This is a genomic window from Methylobacterium sp. Leaf112 (assembly GCF_001423295.1).
In the GTDB taxonomy this organism is placed as follows: domain Bacteria; phylum Pseudomonadota; class Alphaproteobacteria; order Rhizobiales; family Beijerinckiaceae; genus Methylobacterium.
Genome location: NZ_LMNG01000034.1, coordinates 103,800 through 122,362 on the forward strand (window position 1 = coordinate 103,800; position 18,563 = coordinate 122,362).

At 67.3% G+C, this 18,563-nt stretch carries 25 protein-coding genes and 3 pseudogenes; 17 read left to right on the forward strand and 11 right to left on the reverse strand.

Annotation, left to right across the window (positions count from 1 at the left end; genetic code table 11):
- Positions 1-157: 157 nt before the first annotated feature.
- Positions 158-726: pseudogene (locus tag ASF52_RS23380) on the reverse strand (KR domain-containing protein); the annotation flags it as partial.
- Between the two features lie 41 nt (positions 727-767).
- Here ASF52_RS23380 and ASF52_RS23385 point away from each other — a divergent pair.
- Entirely contained in the window at positions 768-932 is a 165-nt protein-coding gene (locus ASF52_RS23385; RefSeq protein ID WP_244473891.1) for a hypothetical protein, read from the forward strand.
- 131 nt (positions 933-1,063) lie between these two features.
- On the opposite strand, the gene ASF52_RS20885 is transcribed toward ASF52_RS23385, so the two are convergent.
- The 3 genes from ASF52_RS20885 to ASF52_RS20895 are packed head-to-tail and all read right to left on the reverse strand — an operon-like array spanning position 1,064 to position 2,922.
- Positions 1,064-1,684, reverse strand: coding sequence for a YceI family protein (locus ASF52_RS20885; RefSeq protein WP_056176443.1), 621 nt, complete (start codon positions 1,682-1,684; stop codon positions 1,064-1,066).
- Positions 1,681-2,289 carry a cytochrome b gene (locus ASF52_RS20890; protein WP_056176446.1) on the reverse strand — a complete coding sequence of 203 codons (609 nt, stop codon included), beginning with the start codon at positions 2,287-2,289 and terminating at the stop codon, positions 1,681-1,683. Before ASF52_RS20890 ends, ASF52_RS20885 begins: the two co-directional genes overlap by 4 nt.
- A gap of 21 nt (positions 2,290-2,310) precedes the next feature.
- On the reverse strand, positions 2,311-2,922 hold the full coding sequence (locus ASF52_RS20895; RefSeq protein ID WP_056176449.1) for a YceI family protein: 612 nt from the start codon (positions 2,920-2,922) through the stop codon (positions 2,311-2,313).
- A gap of 89 nt (positions 2,923-3,011) precedes the next feature.
- On the opposite strand from ASF52_RS20895, the gene ASF52_RS20900 reads away from it, so the two are divergent.
- From ASF52_RS20900 to ASF52_RS22780, 6 genes are all read left to right on the forward strand, one after another.
- Positions 3,012-3,986, forward strand: a complete 975-nt coding sequence (locus tag ASF52_RS20900) for a LysR family transcriptional regulator (RefSeq protein ID WP_244473892.1) — start codon at positions 3,012-3,014, stop codon at positions 3,984-3,986.
- Positions 3,987-4,243: 257 nt separating this feature from the next.
- A complete protein-coding gene (rmf, locus tag ASF52_RS23030) occupies positions 4,244-4,420 on the forward strand; it encodes a ribosome modulation factor (RefSeq protein WP_200918814.1) in 177 nt (58 codons plus the stop codon).
- A 112-nt stretch (positions 4,421-4,532) separates the two neighbouring features.
- Complete coding sequence (locus ASF52_RS20905; protein WP_056176453.1) at positions 4,533-4,841, forward strand: hypothetical protein; 309 nt, start codon at positions 4,533-4,535, stop codon at positions 4,839-4,841.
- Positions 4,842-5,070: 229 nt separating this feature from the next.
- Positions 5,071-5,289 carry a hypothetical protein gene (locus tag ASF52_RS20910; RefSeq protein WP_056176456.1) on the forward strand — a complete coding sequence of 73 codons (219 nt, stop codon included), beginning with the start codon at positions 5,071-5,073 and terminating at the stop codon, positions 5,287-5,289.
- A gap of 71 nt (positions 5,290-5,360) precedes the next feature.
- A complete protein-coding gene (locus tag ASF52_RS20915; protein ID WP_056176458.1) occupies positions 5,361-5,594 on the forward strand; it encodes a hypothetical protein in 234 nt (77 codons plus the stop codon).
- Between the two features lie 144 nt (positions 5,595-5,738).
- Positions 5,739-5,951: a hypothetical protein gene (locus ASF52_RS22780; RefSeq protein WP_156630258.1), complete on the forward strand. Its 213-nt coding sequence runs from the start codon at positions 5,739-5,741 to the stop codon at positions 5,949-5,951.
- Between the two features lie 15 nt (positions 5,952-5,966).
- Here the strand turns inward: ASF52_RS22780 and wrbA are convergent, their stop codons facing one another.
- Complete coding sequence (gene wrbA / locus ASF52_RS20920; protein WP_056176461.1) at positions 5,967-6,614, reverse strand: NAD(P)H:quinone oxidoreductase; 648 nt, start codon at positions 6,612-6,614, stop codon at positions 5,967-5,969.
- A 229-nt stretch (positions 6,615-6,843) separates the two neighbouring features.
- On the opposite strand from wrbA, the gene ASF52_RS20925 reads away from it, so the two are divergent.
- Together ASF52_RS20925 and ASF52_RS20930 are read left to right on the forward strand one after the other, a co-directional pair.
- The gene (locus ASF52_RS20925; protein WP_056176465.1) at positions 6,844-7,206 is read left to right on the forward strand and encodes a hypothetical protein; all 363 of its coding nucleotides are present in this window, start codon (positions 6,844-6,846) and stop codon (positions 7,204-7,206) included.
- A gap of 169 nt (positions 7,207-7,375) precedes the next feature.
- Complete coding sequence (locus ASF52_RS20930; protein WP_056176468.1) at positions 7,376-7,588, forward strand: DUF4287 domain-containing protein; 213 nt, start codon at positions 7,376-7,378, stop codon at positions 7,586-7,588.
- 53 nt (positions 7,589-7,641) lie between these two features.
- Here the strand turns inward: ASF52_RS20930 and ASF52_RS20935 are convergent, their stop codons facing one another.
- Together ASF52_RS20935 and ASF52_RS20940 are read right to left on the reverse strand one after the other, a co-directional pair.
- The gene (locus ASF52_RS20935; RefSeq protein WP_056176472.1) at positions 7,642-7,893 is read right to left on the reverse strand and encodes a hypothetical protein; all 252 of its coding nucleotides are present in this window, start codon (positions 7,891-7,893) and stop codon (positions 7,642-7,644) included.
- 235 nt (positions 7,894-8,128) lie between these two features.
- Positions 8,129-8,851 (reverse strand): DUF3750 domain-containing protein, encoded by a 723-nt coding sequence (locus tag ASF52_RS20940; protein WP_056176957.1) that lies wholly within the window; start codon positions 8,849-8,851, stop codon positions 8,129-8,131.
- A gap of 234 nt (positions 8,852-9,085) precedes the next feature.
- Here ASF52_RS20940 and ASF52_RS20945 point away from each other — a divergent pair, with 234 nt between their 5' ends.
- The 4 genes from ASF52_RS20945 (at position 9,086) to ASF52_RS20960 (ending at position 12,142) form a co-directional block, all read left to right on the forward strand.
- A complete protein-coding gene (locus ASF52_RS20945) occupies positions 9,086-10,486 on the forward strand; it encodes an MFS transporter (RefSeq protein WP_056176475.1) in 1,401 nt (466 codons plus the stop codon).
- The gene (locus ASF52_RS20950) at positions 10,483-11,214 is read left to right on the forward strand and encodes a GDSL-type esterase/lipase family protein (RefSeq protein WP_162241042.1); all 732 of its coding nucleotides are present in this window, start codon (positions 10,483-10,485) and stop codon (positions 11,212-11,214) included. The genes ASF52_RS20945 and ASF52_RS20950 overlap by 4 nt, the downstream gene beginning before the upstream one ends.
- Before the next feature lie 145 nt (positions 11,215-11,359).
- A complete protein-coding gene (locus tag ASF52_RS20955) occupies positions 11,360-11,602 on the forward strand; it encodes a hypothetical protein (RefSeq protein WP_056176480.1) in 243 nt (80 codons plus the stop codon).
- 183 nt (positions 11,603-11,785) lie between these two features.
- Positions 11,786-12,142: a hypothetical protein gene (locus ASF52_RS20960; protein ID WP_056176483.1), complete on the forward strand. Its 357-nt coding sequence runs from the start codon at positions 11,786-11,788 to the stop codon at positions 12,140-12,142.
- A 72-nt stretch (positions 12,143-12,214) separates the two neighbouring features.
- Here ASF52_RS20960 and ASF52_RS20965 read toward each other — a convergent pair whose 3' ends face one another.
- Positions 12,215-12,487: a hypothetical protein gene (locus tag ASF52_RS20965; RefSeq protein ID WP_056176486.1), complete on the reverse strand. Its 273-nt coding sequence runs from the start codon at positions 12,485-12,487 to the stop codon at positions 12,215-12,217.
- A 225-nt stretch (positions 12,488-12,712) separates the two neighbouring features.
- Here ASF52_RS20965 and ASF52_RS20970 point away from each other — a divergent pair, with 225 nt between their 5' ends.
- The 4 genes and pseudogenes from ASF52_RS20970 to ASF52_RS20985 all read left to right on the forward strand — a co-directional run.
- Positions 12,713-13,474 carry a class I SAM-dependent methyltransferase gene (locus ASF52_RS20970; RefSeq protein ID WP_056176489.1) on the forward strand — a complete coding sequence of 254 codons (762 nt, stop codon included), beginning with the start codon at positions 12,713-12,715 and terminating at the stop codon, positions 13,472-13,474.
- A gap of 500 nt (positions 13,475-13,974) precedes the next feature.
- Positions 13,975-15,048: a calcium-binding protein gene (locus ASF52_RS20975; protein WP_056266444.1), complete on the forward strand. Its 1,074-nt coding sequence runs from the start codon at positions 13,975-13,977 to the stop codon at positions 15,046-15,048.
- Positions 15,049-15,291: 243 nt separating this feature from the next.
- Positions 15,292-15,394 (forward strand): annotated as a pseudogene (locus ASF52_RS23780) (hypothetical protein); the annotation flags it as partial.
- A 97-nt stretch (positions 15,395-15,491) separates the two neighbouring features.
- Positions 15,492-16,572 (forward strand): annotated as a pseudogene (locus ASF52_RS20985) (IS3 family transposase); the annotation flags it as partial.
- Positions 16,573-16,727: 155 nt separating this feature from the next.
- On the opposite strand, the gene ASF52_RS22785 reads toward ASF52_RS20985, so the two are convergent.
- The 3 genes from ASF52_RS22785 to ASF52_RS22795 all read right to left on the reverse strand — a co-directional run bounded on the left by ASF52_RS22785 (position 16,728) and on the right by ASF52_RS22795 (position 18,472).
- A complete protein-coding gene (locus ASF52_RS22785) occupies positions 16,728-17,162 on the reverse strand; it encodes a tetratricopeptide repeat protein (protein ID WP_156398920.1) in 435 nt (144 codons plus the stop codon).
- Complete coding sequence (locus tag ASF52_RS22790) at positions 17,155-17,640, reverse strand: hypothetical protein (RefSeq protein WP_156630262.1); 486 nt, start codon at positions 17,638-17,640, stop codon at positions 17,155-17,157. Before ASF52_RS22790 ends, ASF52_RS22785 begins: the two co-directional genes overlap by 8 nt.
- Before the next feature lie 169 nt (positions 17,641-17,809).
- The gene (locus ASF52_RS22795) at positions 17,810-18,472 is read right to left on the reverse strand and encodes a hypothetical protein (RefSeq protein ID WP_156630264.1); all 663 of its coding nucleotides are present in this window, start codon (positions 18,470-18,472) and stop codon (positions 17,810-17,812) included.
- Positions 18,473-18,563: the final 91 nt, after the last annotated feature.

The following is an 18,563-nucleotide window of genomic DNA, read 5'->3' on the forward strand; positions in this document are numbered from 1 at the left end:
TCCGCAGGGGCCGAACGCGCTTGTCCGCTCCCCGGACACGGGCCTCGACCACCGGACAGGCGCTCCCGTCGCCCGAACGGAGGTCGCCCGGCAGAAGGTCGCCCGGCAGAAGGTCGCCCGGCAGAAGGTCGCCCGGCAAGAGGGTGGCACCGGCGGATCATCCCGCGAGGGCGGTGGCGATGACCGAAGCGGGTGAGGTGGTCGGGCGCCCGATGAGACCGCTCAGCTGATGGCCTGCATCGAACAGGCCCCCTTTTTGGTGCTCCCGCATCGGAGTCCGCCAGGAGGCCGGCGAACGCTTCGTGGAGCCCCGCACCGATCAGGGCGACCGCGAACTCCCCCTCCGACAGGGTCCGGTAGCCGACCGGCTCGCCCGACGCCTGCGCTACGAGGTCCGCGAAGTCCGCCAGCGTGTAGGCCTCGTCTCGGCCAACTCGTAGATGCGGCCGCTCTGAGCGGTCTCCGACGCCAGCACGGCGCTGGCCGCCGCGGCGTAATCCGCGCGCACCGCCGAGGCGACCCGGCCTTCCCCGGCGGCGCCCAGGAAGACCCCATGCGCCAGCGCGGCCGGGATCGAGGCCGCATAGTTCTCGGTGTACCATCCATTGCGCAGCAGCACGTGCGGCACGCCCGACGCGGCTTCGGTCGCGCGGTGCTCCTCCGCCAGACCAAGGGGCGACGTACAAGGGGCGACGTATCGGCCCGGAGGACGCTCGTATAGGCAATGCCTGGGTCACCTGGAACGCGATGGGTTCATCACGCGCCACGTGTACCCGACCAGCCCTCCGAGCTTTGAGTATCGCTTGGCCGAGCTGGGTCGCTCCTTCCTCGTTCCCTTGGACATGCCGGTGGATTGGGCCGAGGACAGCCACCGACGCGTTCGGGAGGCGCGGCGCCTCTACGATGACGTCGAAGGGTCCGGCCCCGCCTGAACCGGTCGATCCGGACCGCGACGCGGCCGAGGCGAATGGATAAGGGCGTCCGGAACGCCACGTTCCATGCTCGGGAGAGCGGCCCTGGGGGCGGGAGTCCGGGGTGGAAGTCCCAGGGTTGAAGTCCCGGATCAGGGACCGGCCTTGGACGTGGCGACGAGGTCCACGTCGACCCCGACCTCCAGGGCCACCCATTGTCCCGACGCCCACGCACCCTGCCCGACGCCGAATGCCGTGCGGACGAGGCCGACATGCCCGGTGGCGCGGGCCTGGTCCTCCGCGAGCGCAAGCCGGAACGGAAGCGTGAGCGGGCGGCTCGTGCCCCGGATGGTCAAGGTTCCGACCGCCTCGTAGTCGCCGCCGCCCTTGTCGACGAAGCCCGTGGCCTCGAAGCGCGCCTGGCGCGCCGCCTTCACGTCGAACCAGTCCTGCTGCGGCAGGGCCGTGTCGCGCTGGACGTCTCCTGTGCGCGCGCTCGCCAGATCGATGAGGACCGTGGCGTGCCCGGCCTCCGGCTTGGCGGGATCGAACGTCACCGTCGCGTCGAAGCGCTCGAAGCGTCCCGAGAACGGGGCGCCGACCTGGACGCCCGAGAACCGGATCGCGCTCTTCGCCGGATCGATCACCCATTCGGCGGCGGCGGCCGGCGAGGCGGCCCCCAACAGAGTGCCCAAGAGTGTGCCCAGCAAGGGGGCTCTCCGGAGCGCCAACCGCGCGTGGGCGACGCGGAAGCGGAAGGCAGGCGTGGTCATCGGATCGCTTCCGTGTGCTCGGAGGATGTCGGGGGGCGGCCAGCGGGCAGCATGCGGCGCAGGCTGTCGTCGCGAAGGATGAGGTGGTGACGCAGTGCGGCCGCCACGTGCAGCGCGAGCAGCGCCGTGAGCAGCCACGCCCCGTAGGCGTGAACCCGCTTCGCGACCTCCTCGGCCGCAGCTGCATCCGTGAGGAACGCCGCCAGGGGCAGGTGTGGCCAGGGCACGAGGCCGTACAGCACCGTGGGGATCTGGAACGGCGAGAGCGACACGATCGCCCAGCCGGTCAAGGGCAGGCCGACGAGCAGGAGATAGAGCAGGCCGTGCACCGCGCCGGCCGCCCGGCGTGCGGGAGCCGGCATTCCGACCGGGTGCCGGGGCGGCCGATGGAAGGCGCGCCACGCGAGACGGAGCGTCGTCAGGGCCAGGACCGTGATCCCGACGGACTTGTGCCACTGGTAGAGCTGGAACTGGCGCATCGGCGCCAGCCCAGCATGGGTCATGACCAGGCCGATGCCGATGAGGGCGAGCACGCAGAAGGCGCTCGTCCAGTGCAGCAGGATGGCCACGACGGTGTAGCGCCGCGCGGGCGGGCCGGGTCCCATGGCCCTCCTCCTCCCTCGGGCTCAGTCCTGGCGCTCGAAGGCGCCCGCGATGGTGAGGTGCAGGTCGTCGCCGATCAGCGGGACGTAGGTCTTCACGCCGAACTCGGAGCGCTTGAGCGTCCCGGCCGCCTCGAAGCCGACCGTGACCTTCTTGTTGAGGGGGTTCACGCCGGCGCCGACGAGGGTCACGTCCAGGGTCACGGGCTTGGTCACGCCGTGAAGGGTCAGGTTGCCCAGGACCTTGGCCTTGTCCTTGCCGTCGGGCGTCACCTTGGTCGACACGAAGGTCATCTCGGGGAACTTGCCCGCGTCGAGCCACTGGTCGCCCTTGAGTTCTCCGGTGAGCTTGTCGCTGGTGGTCGTCACCGAGGCGACGGGGATCTTGATGGCGAGCTTCGAGGCGGCCGGGTTCTTGGGCTGGAGGTCGAGGGTGCCGGAGACGTCCGAGAAGCCGCCGGCATAGTTCGAGAAGCCCATGTGGGACACGCGCCAGCCGACCTGGGTGTGGCCGGGATCGACGGCGTAGGTGCCGGCCTGGATCTGGGCGGGGTCCCGGGTCGGCGGCGTCTGGGACGACGCGCCGCCCCCGAGGGCGACGGCGAGGGCGAGGCCGGAAGCGAGGAGGAGTTTCATGATCGTCTCCGAAACGTGAGTGGGCGGTCGCGACGCGCGCGAGGGGGTCGGGAGGGCGCCGCGACCCGACGAAGGTCCGGATAGTCCCGTTGGCCGGTCCCGTAGAGCCTGCTATCCGGCACTACATGGTTGCGAAATCGGAAACCTTCGGCGGCAATCTCGACGATCTGCGGGCGTTCTGTGCCGTCATCGATCTCGGCACGGTCACGGCGGCGGCGGCGAGCCTCCGGGAGACCAAGGGCAGCGTCAGCCGACGGCTCTCGCGACTGGAGGCGGCCCTGGGCGCCACCCTGATGGCCCGCCACCCCCGCGCGGTCTCACCGACGGCGGAAGGTCTCGCCTTCTACGCAAAGGCCCAGGAATGCCTGGCGCTCCTCGACGAGGCGGCGGAGACCGCCCGTGGCGCATCGACGGTGCCGGCAGGGCACCTGCGGATCACCACCTCCGTCGATTTCGGCATCGAGGTGATGCCCGAGATCGTCGCCAGCTTCCGGATGGCGTACCCGCAGATCACCGTCGAGATGCTGAACACCGACACGCGCCTGGATCTGGCGGCCAACCGGATCGACCTCGCCCTGCGCCTGGGGGACGTGGAGGAAACCGGCTACCGGGCCACCCAGATCCTGGACGTCTGGCTGGGGCTCTATGCGGCGCCCGCCTACCTCGCTTCGAAGCCGCCCCTCGCGAACCCGGCGGCCCTAGCGGACCACGACGTGATCCTGGCGCGCGAGCGAGCCGGCGTGATGGGCATCCTGCTCGACGACGGCGGGGGGCGCATGGAGCAGGTCGGCCTCCGGCCGGCCATTCGGGTGAGCGATTTCGCGACCGCGCTTCGCTTGACCCTTGCGGGGGCGGGCATTGGGCACCTCCCGAGCTTCATCGCCTCACGGAGCGTCGCGGCGGGGCGGCTGGTGCGGGTGCTCGAACCGTGGGCGACCACCGGGGGAGCCTTGCGGGCGGTGAGCCTGGCGGGGCGGGAGTTGCCCGCACGCGTGCGCCTGTTCCGTGAGCATGTGCGCACCGAGATCGCGAAGCGGTCGTCCGTGGAGTTCAAGCCGCGCTAGAACGCCTTCTGCCGAAGTGGATACCGGTCCGGAGGATAGGAGCGCGGCGAGACAAGAGCCAGGAGCTGCGCCCGACCCGACGTGGTCGGGCGCAGCTCCAGAACCGTGGGGCGGCCAGCAGACACCGTGCCCGGTCGGGCGACCGGGAGCGGGAACGGCCCTGACGGGCGCCGCCGACCGGAGGGCCCGTTATGCCGCGGGATCCTGCCCCGCGCGGAGCCGTTGAAGCGATGTGTTTCGAACACGGAGTCGTCGCCATGGCCCAGACCCGTCATTCACGCCCCGATCCCATCGAAGAAGGCGCCCAGGCCCGGATCCACGGCCGTCCGAAGGATGCCTGTCCCTACCCGCGCGACAGCGAGGAACGGGCGGCCTGGATGGAAGGCTACGATGGGACGCCCCGCGACGACGGCCCCGACCCGCGCCTGGGGTGAAGCGCAGCTCCTTCCGGGCGCTTCCCGGCCCAACATTCGAACATGCCCGGAAATCGGAACACTTCGCATCGCGTCACGTTGGCTCCCCAACGCAACAGCGAAGGAGACATCGATGCGTAAGCTCGCTCTCATTTCCGCCGTTACGCTCTCTCTCGGAGCTCTTGGCGCGACCGGTGCTCAGGCACAGGGTTACGGATACGGCGGTGACCGCGATGGCGGTTATGGCCGCGGCTACGGGCGCGGAATCGACCGGGGCTACGATCGGGATCGCGGCTACGACCGACGGGGCGATCGCCGGGACCGGCGCGGCCTGTCGACCGGAGCGGCCGTCGGCCTCGGGATCGCGGGCGTCGCGGCGGGCGCGGCTGCTGCCGGCGCCTACGATCGCGGCGGACCGGGTTACTACGGCCGGGGCTACTGAAACGGCGCGATCCGTGACTTCGAAGGCCCTGCCGCGCACGCCGCGGCGGGGCTTTTTCTCGTAAGGATCCCGTGTCGTCAGAACTTCGTCGCGCCGGAGGCTTGGTGTCCCGGCGCTCCATCCGGATCGCGACCGACGTCTCGCCCCCTCCTCGAAACCGACCGTCCGCGATCGGCGCAGGTCACCCTCCGTGACACGGCCCGGACCACGGCCCGGACAAGGTGAAACCATGCAGAGCAAGCTCTCGAAGACGATCATCGGTGCGATCATCGCGGTCGCGCTCGCGGCCGCGGTCTCGTATGGACTCATCAACCAGCAGACGGCCGATCAGCTGCAGACCAAAGCGAACCAGACCCTGTCGGACGATCAGGCCGCACCGACGACGAACCCGCAGCAGCCGGTGCCCGCACCCACGCCGCAGACCCCGACCCCCGCCCCCCGTCCATGACCCTCGCGGGACCCCCAGGTTCCGCGAAGGCGACACGGACCCCGAGGGGCGCACCATTTGGAGGATCGCCAATGACACAGGACAAGAGCGGCAGCCAGGATCGCGCCGAGACCAGGGCCGCGCGGGCCGCGGAGCGGGCCGACACGGCCGGACAGGTCTGGGAAGAAGTGAAGGCACGGGAGACGGCCCGCGACGACCAGATCGTGCGCCTGAAGGCCGAGCGCCTGGCCCGCGATGCCGAGGAAGCCGCCGCCCCGAAGCCTGCCGCCAAGGCGACCAAAGCGACCAAGGTGGCCAAGCGCTGAGGAGGCAGAGCGCTGAGGCGGCCCCGGCGCCGGCCCGGGGGGCGAGGACGCGCCGCATCGGGTGCGTTCGGGCACCGCGAAACGAACGGATCGGGGGCATGAAACATCGGCGCAGGACGTATCGCTGCAGGAAACATCCCTGCCATGCGCAAGCCCTATCGAAGGCGACGCTCCGATCCCGATCCAGCCCGTGAGGCCCCCATGCCCGTCGCCCGTCCCATCCGCTGGCTGCTGACGCTCCTCGCCCTCGTCGCCGCGCCGGCGGGTCTCTCCGGCGCCGGCCGGAGTGGCTCCGCCGATACGGGCGAGCCGGCGGGCGAGGCCCCGGCACAGGTCGTGTTTCGGCACTTCGTCTGAACCGGCTCCGGCCCCTCAGTCGCGACGGCTCGGCATCTCGCCGGCGGCCACGAGTGCCCGGGCGATCGCCACCGTGCGCCGGCTCTGGTGCCGGATGGCGTCGAGGTCCTCCGGGCGCGGATCACGGTTCTCGGCGCCGACGATGGACGAAGCGCCGTAGGGCGAGCCCGCCTCCAGCATCGCCGCGTCGGTGTAGCCCGTGGGCAGGATGACCATGCCGAGATGGGCCATCGGCGCGTAGAGCGAGAGCGTGACCACCTCGGACCCGCCATGCGGCCAGGACGCCGTCGCGAAGGCGCCGCCGACCTTTCCCGCCAGGGCTCCGCGCTTCCACTGAGGTCCGAGCCGATCGAGGAACGCTTTCAGCTCCGTCGCCATGGCGCCGAAATAGCACGGCGTGCCGAACAGGATGGCGTCGGCCCATTCCGCGTCTTCGTGCGTCGGCGCTTCGTAGAGCGCGTTCTGCCGCGTCGCGCTCTCGGCCCAGCCCTCGACCTTTGCCATCGTGTCGTGGTCGACGACCTCGCGGGCCCGGCGGAGCCGAACCGTGGCACCGGACGCCCGGGCGGTCTCCGCGGCGGTGACCGCCAGTGTTTCGACGGAGCCGGATCGCGAGTAGAACACGATCAGCAGGCGCGGCGGGTCGGCTTTGGGTTGGGGCACGGCATGATCCTGGGTGAACGCCTCAAGTAGCGCTCCGAGCCCCGATGGAACCCGCCCCTGCCAAAGGGTCGCGCCGCCTCGACGCAGGCCTCGCGCGGCAGGCACCGCGCGGCAGGCCCTTGCCGTTCCGCCTTCCTGAACGCAAAATGAACACAGTGTTCCTGATTAACGGATCATGAACGAACGGCCCGCCAGACTGGCCTGCCCCGCAACTCCACAGGAGGATGGAATGTCGACCGGACTGTTCCAAAACCTGCCCGGCGCCCACGAGATGGGAGGCGCCTCCGCCCTGCCGAGCGAGCCGTGGCTGCTCCCGATTTCCGACGGTTCCGGCCCGTTGCCCGGCCCGGCCTCCGACGCGACGGATGCGCTGCTGCTCTCCGTGCGCGACGCCGCGCGTCCGGCCCGAATCGCCGCGAACGCGCTGATGGCCCTGTTGTTCGTGATGGTTCTGGGGCAGATCGCCAAGGACCGGTTCGGCGCCGTACCGGCCCACACCATCGCCGGACAGCTCGACATCACCGGACAAGTCGCCGATGCGGCGCCGGCGGCGATGCCTGTCTCGAAGGCCTCGCTGACCGTCGACAACTGAGCGGGTTCGCACGGGCCGGCGCGGGACGATGTGCCGGCGGTGGACCGCCTGTTCGCCGGCGCCGGAAGCGCCCCGCCGGACCGGATCGCCGGCCTCGCCCGATCTTGCGCTTCCGAGACGCCGCGGCGAAACTGATGCCCGGTCCCGACGAACCGGAGCACGAGCGGCAGTGAGCGACGCGGCGATCAAGGGTCCGGCATCCTACTTCCCGTCCATCGAGAAGAGGTACGGACGTCCCATCGCGGAGTGGCAGGCGCTGGTGCGCCGGCATCTTCCGGCAAAGCACATGGCCCTCGTCGCCCTGCTGAAGACCGAGCACGGCATGGGCCATGGCCACGCCAACGCCCTGGTGGCGCACGTTCTGGCGGCCGAGAAGGGTTAGCGGCGGGACGCGGCCGGCACGAGGCGGCGTTCGTGCGCCCGTCCGCCCGGGGGTCAGGGCCCGTCGCCCCGGAGCTTGGCGAAGAACGGGGCCAGCTCGTCGTCCGCATCGTCCCAGGTGTCCCCTTCGGCCAGGCCGAACGCTTCGAGGGCCCCGTCTTCCCGGCGGATGACGCACCAGGCGGTCTGCGTCGCATCGGGCGGCACGGGCCATTGCCGGATCTCGGCGGGCGTCTGGCGGCGAAGCCGGAACTGCCGCTCGGGGTTGTCGTGAAACCACAGGCTGTCGGTTTCGGTGGCGTGCATGGGGGGCTCGGACGGGCGGGGTGGCGGGAGCCGGCCGGCAGGACGGCACTTCAAGACGGCGCTTCATGCCAGCCGACCGCCGCGGTTGTCGACCGGCTGACCGCGGGAGACGCGGTCCGGCGCCGGCCGGTCATACCAAATCCGGTCGATCGCTTCGCGATGCGGATTTGGGCTTCGCTCAGGCGCCGCGCGGGCTGCCTGAGACTGTCTCCGAATGGATCATCCGAAGACAGTATCAGACCCCGACGCGGCCGAGGCCGGGCAGCTTCAGGCCGGGGCGGCGCATATCGAGGCCGGCGACGGCACCGAGGATGTTGACCTCCAGCCCTTCGACCCAGCCGAGCGTCAGCCCGAGATAGCCGCCGAGATTGATCCGGATCCCGGTGCCCGAGGGCGTCGTGCCGAACCAGCGGCCGTCATAGGGGAAGTCCTTGCCGATGGCGGTGGCCGGCAGGCTCGCCCGCATCTCCGGCACCGAACTCATCACCGCCGCCACGAAGGTGTTCGAGTTCGGACCGGGCCACAGCCGGTAATCCCCGACCTTGGCGTAGCGGTAATTGGCGATGGTGGCCCGGATGCGCGGCAGCATCCGCTCCGCTTCCCCCCCGTCGGCGGCGAAGATCACCTCCGGGGCGCTGCCGAACCAGCGCCCGTCCGGCACGAAGCGGTCGATCCAGATCGGCATGCCCCAGGCCGTGTAGTCGAACCGCTGGTAGGCGCGGTCGCCCGCCCCCTTCACGACGATCCAGCTGTGGCTCGCGACGATGCCGCGCCAGCTCACGGTGCGGGCCGAGAACACCCGCACGACGGCCTGCGGGTTCCGCGCGGCGGGCGGCAGCAGGCCCGCGCTCGAGCGGTCGGCCGAGCGCCAGTCCGCGATGTCGTTCCTGAGGTAGTAGAGGGCGGCCGAGACCGCGATCGGCGCGAGGAACACGACGGCGAATACGAGGAGGGCGATGCGGAGCACGGAGGTCTCATGGTGGGGGAAAGCGCGAGATCCCTGATCTAGGATGTCCCCGGAACCTACGGCAGAGGCGTGCGGCGTCATCGTGCCGTCCGGCACCGCCTGTCCTCGCACCGCCTGCCTTCGGGGGATCTGGTCGAAGACTCGGCCGTGGCGCCGGTCGAAGACCTTGCCAAGCCTGGGCGGCGGACGCATGCAGCATCCCGTCGCCGCCGCGAGTCCAGCCCCATGCTTCCATCGATCCCGATGCCGGCCCCGCCCGTCCGGGACGGCCTCCCGCCGGGCCAGCGCGGCCGGGCGATGGTGGCGGTGCTCACGGGCGTCGGCCTCGCCACCCTCGACACCGCCATCGCCAACACGGCCCTGCCGACCATCGCGGCCAGCCTCGGCGTCGATGCGGGCGACTCGGTATGGATCGTCAACGCCTATCAGCTCGCCGTGGTAGCGACCCTGCTGCCCATCGCGGCGCTCGGCGAGATCATCGGGCAGCAGCGGATCTACATCGGCGGCTTCGTGCTGTTCACCGCGGCCTCCCTCGTCTGCGCCCTGGCCTGGTCGCTGCCGACCCTCGTCGCCGCGCGGGTGTTCCAGGGGATCGGCGCGAGCGCCCTGATGGCCGTCAACATCGCCCTCATCCGCTTCATCTACCCGGCGAACCAGCTCGGGCGGGGCGTCGGGCTCAACGCCTTCGTGGTCGGAATCGGCTTCGCCGTCGGCCCCACCGTGGCCTCCCTGATCCTCGTGACGGCGCCGTGGCCGTGGCTGTTCGCCATCAACGTGCCCATCGGCCTCGGCGCCCTGGCGCTGGCCTGGACCGCCCTTCCGGAGACCGGCCGCTCCGGCAATCGGTTCGACATTCCCGGCGCGTTCCTGAACGCCGCCGCCTTCGCGCTTCTCATCCTCGGGCTCGGCGAGGCCGCCCATGAGGCGCCGCTCTGGCACATCGGGGCGGAGGTCGCGGGTGCCTTCGCCTGCTTCGCCCTGCTCCTGCGCCGGCAGGCGGGGCATCCGGCCCCCATGCTGGCCGCCGACCTCCTTAGGCGTCCACTCTTCGCCCTCTCGGCGATGACGGCTTTGTGCTCGTTCGCGGCCCAGGGCCTCGCCTTCGTCTCCCTTCCGTTCCTGTTCCAGCACACCCTCGGACGCAGTCAGGTCGAGACCGGGTTCCTGATGACGCCCTGGCCCGTGCTCGTCGCCGTGCTGGCTCCCGTGGCCGGACGCCTCTCGGACCGCTACCCGCCGGGCCTGCTCGGCGGCCTCGGACTCGCCGTCCTCGCCCTCGGCATGGGGCTGCTCGCGGCCCTGCCGGCGAACCCGACCGTGTTCGAGATCAGTTGGCGGATGGCGCTCTGCGGCGCCGGCTTCGGCTTCTTCCAGGCGCCGAACCTGCGCGCCCTGATGACGAGCGCCCCGGCCGCCCGGTCGGGCGGTGCCAGCGGCATCGTCGCCACCTCCCGCCTCCTCGGCCAGACCCTGGGGGCGGCCCTGGTGGCGGCGTGCTTCACCCTCGCGGAAGCGCAGGGGCCGGCCCTCGCCCTCGGGCTCGGCGGCGCCTTCGCGGGTGTCGCCAGCGCCGTGAGCTTCCTGCGCCTTGCGGTTCGTCCCGACGACGTGGGCGGTGCCGCGTGAGGCGGAGGCTCCGCGCCGGCGCCCTGGTGGCCCTCGGCCTCCTCGCCGGCGCGCCGGCGCGGGCCGACGAGGCGGCATGCGACAGCGCCGACACGACCGTGACGACGTTTCCGGTGCCGCCGCAGAGCGCCCTGGCCTATCGGCGCGCCGAGACGATCGCGGCCGCGGCCTCGCAGCGACGGGGCGTGGAGGTCGTCCTCCTCGGGGACAGCCTCACGCAGCTCTGGCCCGACGCGTCGGTCCGGGACACCTTCGGGGCCGATGTGCTGAACCTCGGCGTCGGCAGCGACCGGACGCAGAACGTGCTGTGGCGCCTGCAGGACGCCCGCTACGCGGCGCTCGCACCCCGCACGGTGTTTCTCATGCTCGGAACCAACAACCTCGGCTATGGCGACAAGGTCTGCGCGATCCGGGAGGGGCTCCGCCGGGTGCTGGAGCGCCTCGACGCCGTGTGGGGCAAGCCCCGGCTCGTGGTGGTCGGCATTCTCCCGCGCGGCCGAAAATCCGCGTTTCGCGATGCCGAGCGCCTGCGCCTCAACGCCGAATGGGCGACGCTCCTGGCCGAGCGGGGCAACGCCGTGATCGTCGACGGCGCGGAGCTCGCCCTGCGCTGCGACGAGGACCCATGCCCGGCCTTCGCACCCGACACGGTGCACCTCGCGCTGCCGGGCTACGCCGCCCTAGGCGCCGCGATCCGCCGGCAGTGGGACGCCCCCGGGACGCCGTGAGGCCGGCCGGGCGCCCGAGCCCTGCACCTCTCCCGCGCCCCAGAATTCTCCTGAATGCCAAGATTCTCCCGCGCCCCGCCGCCCTCCGGGATCGGCGCGCGTTGTCCCTTCGGCGCGCCGCACCGCCCGCCGGAGGGAATGGGACATGTCGAAGCTCTTCATCGCCAACATCCGCTCGCCCGAGGGCGACAGGCCCCTGGTGACCGTCCGCGCATCCGCCGAGGGCGAGGCCAGACTGTTCCTGGCCGCCGCCTACCCGGACGACGAGGTGGTCGACGTGGTGGAGCCGAGCGACTGGACGAGCGACGCGGACACGGGTGCGAAGGATGGCGACGTGCGTGAACATGCGGGCGTCGCGTGGCAGGCCCCGTCGAGTCTCGCGCGGTAGGGCTCGCACCGGGGCCCGGCATCCCCCGGAGCCGCGCCGACGCGGTGCCGAGGGCAACCCGACGGTGCGTCGGAAAGCGCAGGCCGCGGCGTAACGGCCGACGCCGTCCCGCGTTGTCCTGCGACAGGTCGGTTCTGCAACAGCGCGAGCAGACGATCCCGAGACGACGTGAGGAGACGACCCATGGTCCTGCGATCCGAAGACCCGCCGGCACCCGGCAACATCGCCGTCGAAACGCCGCCGGATTCGCGAGAACCGACGACGGCGATGCTGAAGGCCGACATCGACAGCGGACGAACCGGCGACAAGGTGTCCCATTACGATCCCGGCCTGTCGCAGCTCGGCACCGACGACGAGGCCGCCGGAAACCCGCCCTCGGCCGAACGCGTCGCCCTGGCGCGCAAGGCCGAGGCGGCCCCGCCGCGCGTGCGCGACTCGGCGCAGCCGCACGGCCGGAACGCCTGGGTGATGCCGGCCTTCGTCGGGGTCGCCCTCCTCATCCCGACGGTGGTCGGCGTGTCGCTCTACCTGCTCCGCTAGGGGCGGCCGGCCGGAGCCGGCGCCGGGCGGATGTCGGGACCGGGGATCGTTCGCCGCGTCCGTCGCGACGGATCAGCGATTGCTTCCGCCCGCGCTGCTGTTCGGCACCGCCTGCTCGGGCCGGCCGGCGTTGCCGCCCGCTGCCGAATTGTTCGTGATCGTATCGGCGCCCGTCGCCCCGCGGGAGATGGTCCGGGTCGGGCGGTTGCCGGTGCTGTTGGGCGCGGTGACCACCCCGATCCCACGTTTCTTCGGGCGAGACCGTGCGTCCGCGCTCGTGCCCATCTGCACCAGGACGAGGGACGACAGCGCCAGGACACAGGTCGAAAGCATGAACGTCTTCATGGCTGCTCCTATCATGGAATGAAGCAACGCCATGCAGCGTTCAAATGTTCATCCCCGACCTTGCGCGGCGAACGCTTGCTCGTGGCAATCATCGCCCATGGCGTGCGACGTGGCGGATGACCCCGGCCGCGTGGCGGGTTCACGTCCGCCACCGTCCGAACGGGTGACGAGAGGGCGGATGCGAGTAAACCGAGGCGGGACACATCACGAGCAACGGGAGAACGCATGAGCACGCCTGAACCGACACGCCATCTGCCCGAGAGCCATCCGGGGCTGCACTACATGGATTTCATGGCTCATGTGAGCCGTGCCCGCGACAGCAAGCGCTATCTCGAAGTCGGCGTCAGTCAGGGACACCTCATGTCCCAGATCCACACCCGAACGGCCATCGGCGTCGACCCGTCGTTCGACATCACCTTCAATGTTTCGCACGGCAAGACGATCGTGACACTGGTCCAGGTGCCGAGCGACACCTTCTTTGCGGAGTACGATTACGCAGCCCTGGCCGGCGGTCCGCCCGATCTCATCTTCCTCGACGGCATGCATACCTTCGAGTACCTGCTGCGGGATTTCTACAACGCCGAAGCCATCGCGTCGGATCGGACGTTGATCGTCCTGCACGATTGCCTGCCCCTCAATGCGGAAATGGCGGAGCGGAACGCCAAGGTGTCTGCCCACCTCGGGGTGAACACCCGCTTCCCCTATCATTGGACCGGAGATGTCTGGAAGATCATTCCCATCCTGCAGACGTACCGGCCCGACCTTCGCCTCGTCTACGTCGACTGTCCTCCGACGGGCCTGGTCTGTGTCACGAACCTGAATCCTGCCTCGAAGACGCTCAAGACCCAGTACTTCGCGATCGTCGATGCGTTCAGGGCGCTCGGCAACGATCTCCCGGCGATCGATAACTTGTACGGCACCATCGACATCACGCCGTCGTCGCGGATCACCAACGATCACGACCTGACGCTCTACTTCGGGGGCTGACGGCACTTCGGGGGCTGACGGCGAAAAGCCCGCCCGGCTTTTGGCCGGACGGGCTCGGGTCCGAGACCCAACAGGTGATCGGGCGCGGATCTCGGTGACCTCGCCGCAAAGTTGGCACGATCCCGGCGCGGATCGCAGCAACAATCCAGCAACAGATCCGAAAAACCGACCCGGCCGGGTCTGTGCCGTGCCGTGATCTTGGGGAAAAGCTCCGCCCCTGGGCGCCTCCCCTCGCCGGGGAAAGCAGTGAACGGCCCCGTTCAGTCGCGCTCAGCGCGATATTCCGGGGCGCCCAAGCGCCGAACTCGGCCGAGCGTCCCAGTCTCGGCGCGGGCGATATCCCTACAAACAGGAGCGGTTCTCGGGCAGTGATGATTCAATTCAGTCGAATTTTATGCATTCGGCAATGAACTCCTAACGAAGCAAAGCTGATCCCTGATTAGACTAGTTGAACATTTCTACTCCTGCGCGTTATGTTCTCGCGTCGCTGGAGAAAGACAATGGCTTACCCTTCACTGCTCGACTCGCTTGGCCTCGCCGGAGCGCTGAAAACCCCCGTGGCCGATGTCGCCGCCTCGATCGGCGTCGGCCAACTCCTGAACGTCGATGGGAAACTCGCTCTGCTGGGCCCCAACGGCGTCGTGTCGGCCGTCGCCGATGTGGGGCTCCTCACCGGAGGCGAAGGGTCCGACGTGCTGTCCGTCGTCACGGGGACGGTCGGGTCCCTGCTCGGTCTCGGGGGCGACGACATCCTCAACGGCGGCCCGGGCGACGATACGCTCGACGGTGGATCGGGCAACGACAAGATCTACGGCGGACCCGGCAACGATCAACTCTTCGGCCGAACCGGTGACGATACCATCGAGGGCGGACCGGGAGACGATCAGCTCTACGGCGGCCAGGGGTCGGACTTGATTTCGGGCCAGGATGGCAACGACGTGATCTACGGCGGCGATGGACAGGCCGACCCGACCGACGCAGCGGATATCATCGACGGCGGCGCCGGAAACGACTCGATCTTCGCGAACGGAGGAAACGACACCGTCTACGGTGGGGCCGGGCGCGACCTGATCTTCGGCGGCGTCGGGGACGACACCCTCTACGGTGGAACCGGCCCCGGCGACGTCACGGACGAGGCCGATGTGATCGTTGGCGGCGAGGGAAGCGACACGATCTACGGCAATGCCGGCGACGATCTGATCTTCGGCGGCACCGGTTTCGTCAATCCCGAAGACACCGCCGACGTGATCTTCGGCGGTCTCGGCAACGACACGATCTACGGCAATGGCGGAGCCGACCGCATCTTCGGCAATGAAGGCAACGATATCCTCATCGGCGGCAAGGGCGACGACATCCTGACGGGTGGATCGGGCGCGGATCGGTTCGTGACCTTTGCGGGCGACAACGCCAATACGATCCTGGATTTCAACGCTGCGGAAGGCGACCGGCTCGATTTCGCCGGCCAGGCCTTCAACGCCATCGCGACGTCGGCCGGAACCCAGGTCGTGTTCGAGGATGGTGGCAGCCTGCTGCTGGTCGGGGTGAGTGGGTTCAGCTACGATTTCTTCGCCTAAGGGTTGAGCGGCTACCCGGAGGGTCGGCGGGGGCATCGCGTCCCGCCGTAATCCTGCCGAATGCGGACCGCCGTCGCGCGTCGTGATCCGGCCGGATCGCGGCGCTCGATCCATGTCGGGCCATGCTCCCGACGAGCCGGGCGTCCCACCGGCAACGCGTTGGCCGATGTCGGGAGCGGTGCACTGATCCTCCCCCGCTTTCACGGACACCTTTGATACGCTCCTTGCGGGCTGGGAAGGTGTTTGAGGGCCAAGACGAGACGCGTTCACCCCCGAGTTCAAACGCGAGGCGGTGGCCCTGCTGGACAGCAGCGGCGGGCCGCAGATACAGATCGCAGCCGAGCTCGGGATCCAACCCTCGATGCTGAGGCCGTGGCGCTCGGCGCTGATGGGTGGCTCCCCACCACCGCGGAGAGCAGGGTCACCGGGAGCCGCGCCTGCGNTCGGGATCCAACCCTCGATGCTGAGGCCGTGGCGCTCGGCGCTGATGGGTGGCTCCCCACCACCGCGGAGAGCAGGGTCACCGGGAGCCGCGCCTGCGAGCCCGGTGGCGTCTCCCTCCGACCAAGCCGCCGAGATCGCCTGGCTGCGGCGTGAACTCGACCGGACGCGCATGGAGCGCGACGTCCTAAAAAAAGCGATCGGCATCTTCGCGCAGATGCCCATGTGACGTTTGCCTTCATCGAGCAGCATGCGAGCACCTGGCCGGTGCGTCTCATGTGCCGCGTGCTCGAAGTCTCCCCCAGCGGCGACTACGGCTGGCGGTCACGCCCCGAGAGCGCCCGGTCAGCGTCGAACCGTCAGCTCTTGGCCGACGTCCAGCGTATCCATGCCGGGCATCATAGGCGCTACGGCTCACCTCGGGTGCATGCCGCGCTGCGCGCGGAGGGCCGAACAGCCAGTCGCGGACGCGTGGAGCGCCTCATGCGCCGCCAAGGCATCCGGGCCCTGGCTGGGCGTCGGTTCCGGCCCTGCACGACCGACAGCCGTCACGATCTGCCGGTCGCACCCGACCTCCTCAAGCAGCTCTTCTCGGCTGCCCTGCCCCACACGGTCTGGCTGGCGGACATCACCGACCTGCCCACCGGCGAGGGCTGGCTCCACCTGGCCGCCATACTCGATCCCGCCACCCGCAAGAGCGTTGGTTGGTCCATGCGCGATCATATGCGGACCGAGCTGACATCGGCCGCCTTGACGATGGCCACCCAACGGCAGCGACCGGGGGTCGGCCTCATCTGTCACTCGGATCGCGGCAGCCAATACGCGGCAGAAGCCTACCGAAACCAGCTCGCCGACACGCGGGCGACACCCTCCATGAGCCGAACGGGCCGCTGTTGCGACAACGCCCCGATGGAGAGCTTCTTCCACACCCTCAAGGTCGAACTCGTCCACCAGCGCCGATGGGTGACCCGGGACGAGGCCCGACGCGACCTGTTCGCCTCCATCGAAGGATACGACAATCGGCAGCGCATCCACTCGGCCCTCGGTTACAGCACACCCGAGCAGGCCGAGCGGAACGCGAGCAGTTCTCCTCGTCGTCCGCCTTGCCCCAGACCGGCACCGGCGCCGAGGGCGAGCGGCACACGTCCGAAGACGTGCTCACCCGGACACCTGCTCACCGCGATCGTTTCATAGATGTCCGGAACGAGCTCCGATCGGTGTGCCTCTAAATTAAGGTGTCAATAGTCGATGAGGTTTCTTTTCTGTAGCACTTTGATGTATTCTGGATCTTGGCCCTCGAAAATCCCCTCGCCTTCCAGCATATAGGCTCGCAGAAAGGGGTCGACAGCAACATCTTCATGGCCTGAATCTACATTACAAGCCCCGATACTAAACAAGACAAACGGATTGACTGCGCCATCAGCGCACCGTGCGGCGTTCTGAAAACTGTCGAGCGCTGCCGCGATCTCACCTTTCGCGCGAAAAGCGTCTCCAATAGACGCGTGCAGCCACAAGGCAGCATCCCATTGCGCTTGAGGTGGAGGCAGCAGGCGAAGCGCTTGTTGCCAAACGACCACAGCAGCATCATAGAGACCGGCCTGCATGTGCGTATTGCCGCACTCGGACAAATCTTCCACGTCTTTAAAGATTGCGTCAGGCAACAGACTATCCACGGCGCTGCGCTCTTTGTTTCAAGAACCATTCAAGGTGATTGACATTTTGACCTCTAAACCCATTTCGACCCTCGCGATCATAGATCTTTTCAAAAATAGTGTAGGCATTATCATCATCGCCAAGTGAACGCCAAACGCTTCCTTCCAGCATATTCACAAAATGGTTGTTGTGCTCACTATCTGCATATGCCTCGTAAGTGAGTTGCAGCCAAGCCTTAACCTGATCGATATCACGCTTCGCTGTAAATTTGCGTAACATACCTCGCGCAATAATCTGTGGATAAAAATCCCAAGACGCTTTGGGCTCAGGTAGAATATCCCAGGCAACTTGGCCTTGTGTAAGTGATTGATTTAAATCTCCTCCACGTTCAGCCTCTCCCGATTGCTGAAGAAGTTCGTCGAGCTTCACGATGACATCTTTAGATAATACGGGATCACTCGGCATGGGCACTTTTACCTCGATGGTGGGAGATAACATGAGGTACTTGATCCGCTTCTAGGTATATTAAAGAGATTATGTTCGAACATTTTTGCCGTTCACTAATCGTAAGACATCGTTATCAAACGAGTCCTAAAACTCAGCAAAATTTGGGGCAGAGATAGCCACTCAATCATTTTAAACCTCGCTGAATTACTATTAAGAAATTTTAACCTGCTTGCATTCCTATAAAAGTCCAGTTGTCGTAAGTGTCCCAAAATTCCATTTCCTCCAACGGCTCAGTGTCGTCAAGCCAAAGTATTAAAGCGAGGGGATTATTATTAAATGTACTATCGACATTCACATACCCCTTTCCTTTGCCGCCACTGTTAAATATAAGCTCATAAGACGAATTCTTGTTTTTTTCTGCGACTTCCGAAGAAGGAGCGGTCCAATATTCATATTCGTCTTCTCCGAGCGGCAAAATCTCTGACTGTGGCACGAGTCCGCCCATCGAAAGAAAGTCAGAAAAACCATTCAGTTTAGAATAGAAATCACCAACGCTCCCGCCAAATTTGCTGCTCGCATGCGGCTCAAAACTCCGATATGAAAATATTTGACCATTCATAGCCCGGTCAGCGACAAGAATATTGCCTATTTTTTCAATAAAAATAACATAGGCGTCGATTGTCGTCTCTCTGAGATGGGCTTGTGTTTTTGGCATGTGTCTGAATATATCGACAAATAAACTGTTAAGTTTTTTTAACCGGGTATTTTTGTCGTTATTTGCCAAGCTCTGCCATAATTTTGGTAATTTTTGAGAATTTGTATCCCCATCTATTATTTGATAGAAGTTTTTTCCATAAGATTTTTTAAGATATTCTGAGTTCATCTTTGTGCCTTCCGTGGCTGGCAGTGAACGCTGTTGACTTTACTGGCCCGTGAGCAGATCGTAGATCTACCCCTACAATTGTGGTGTTAAT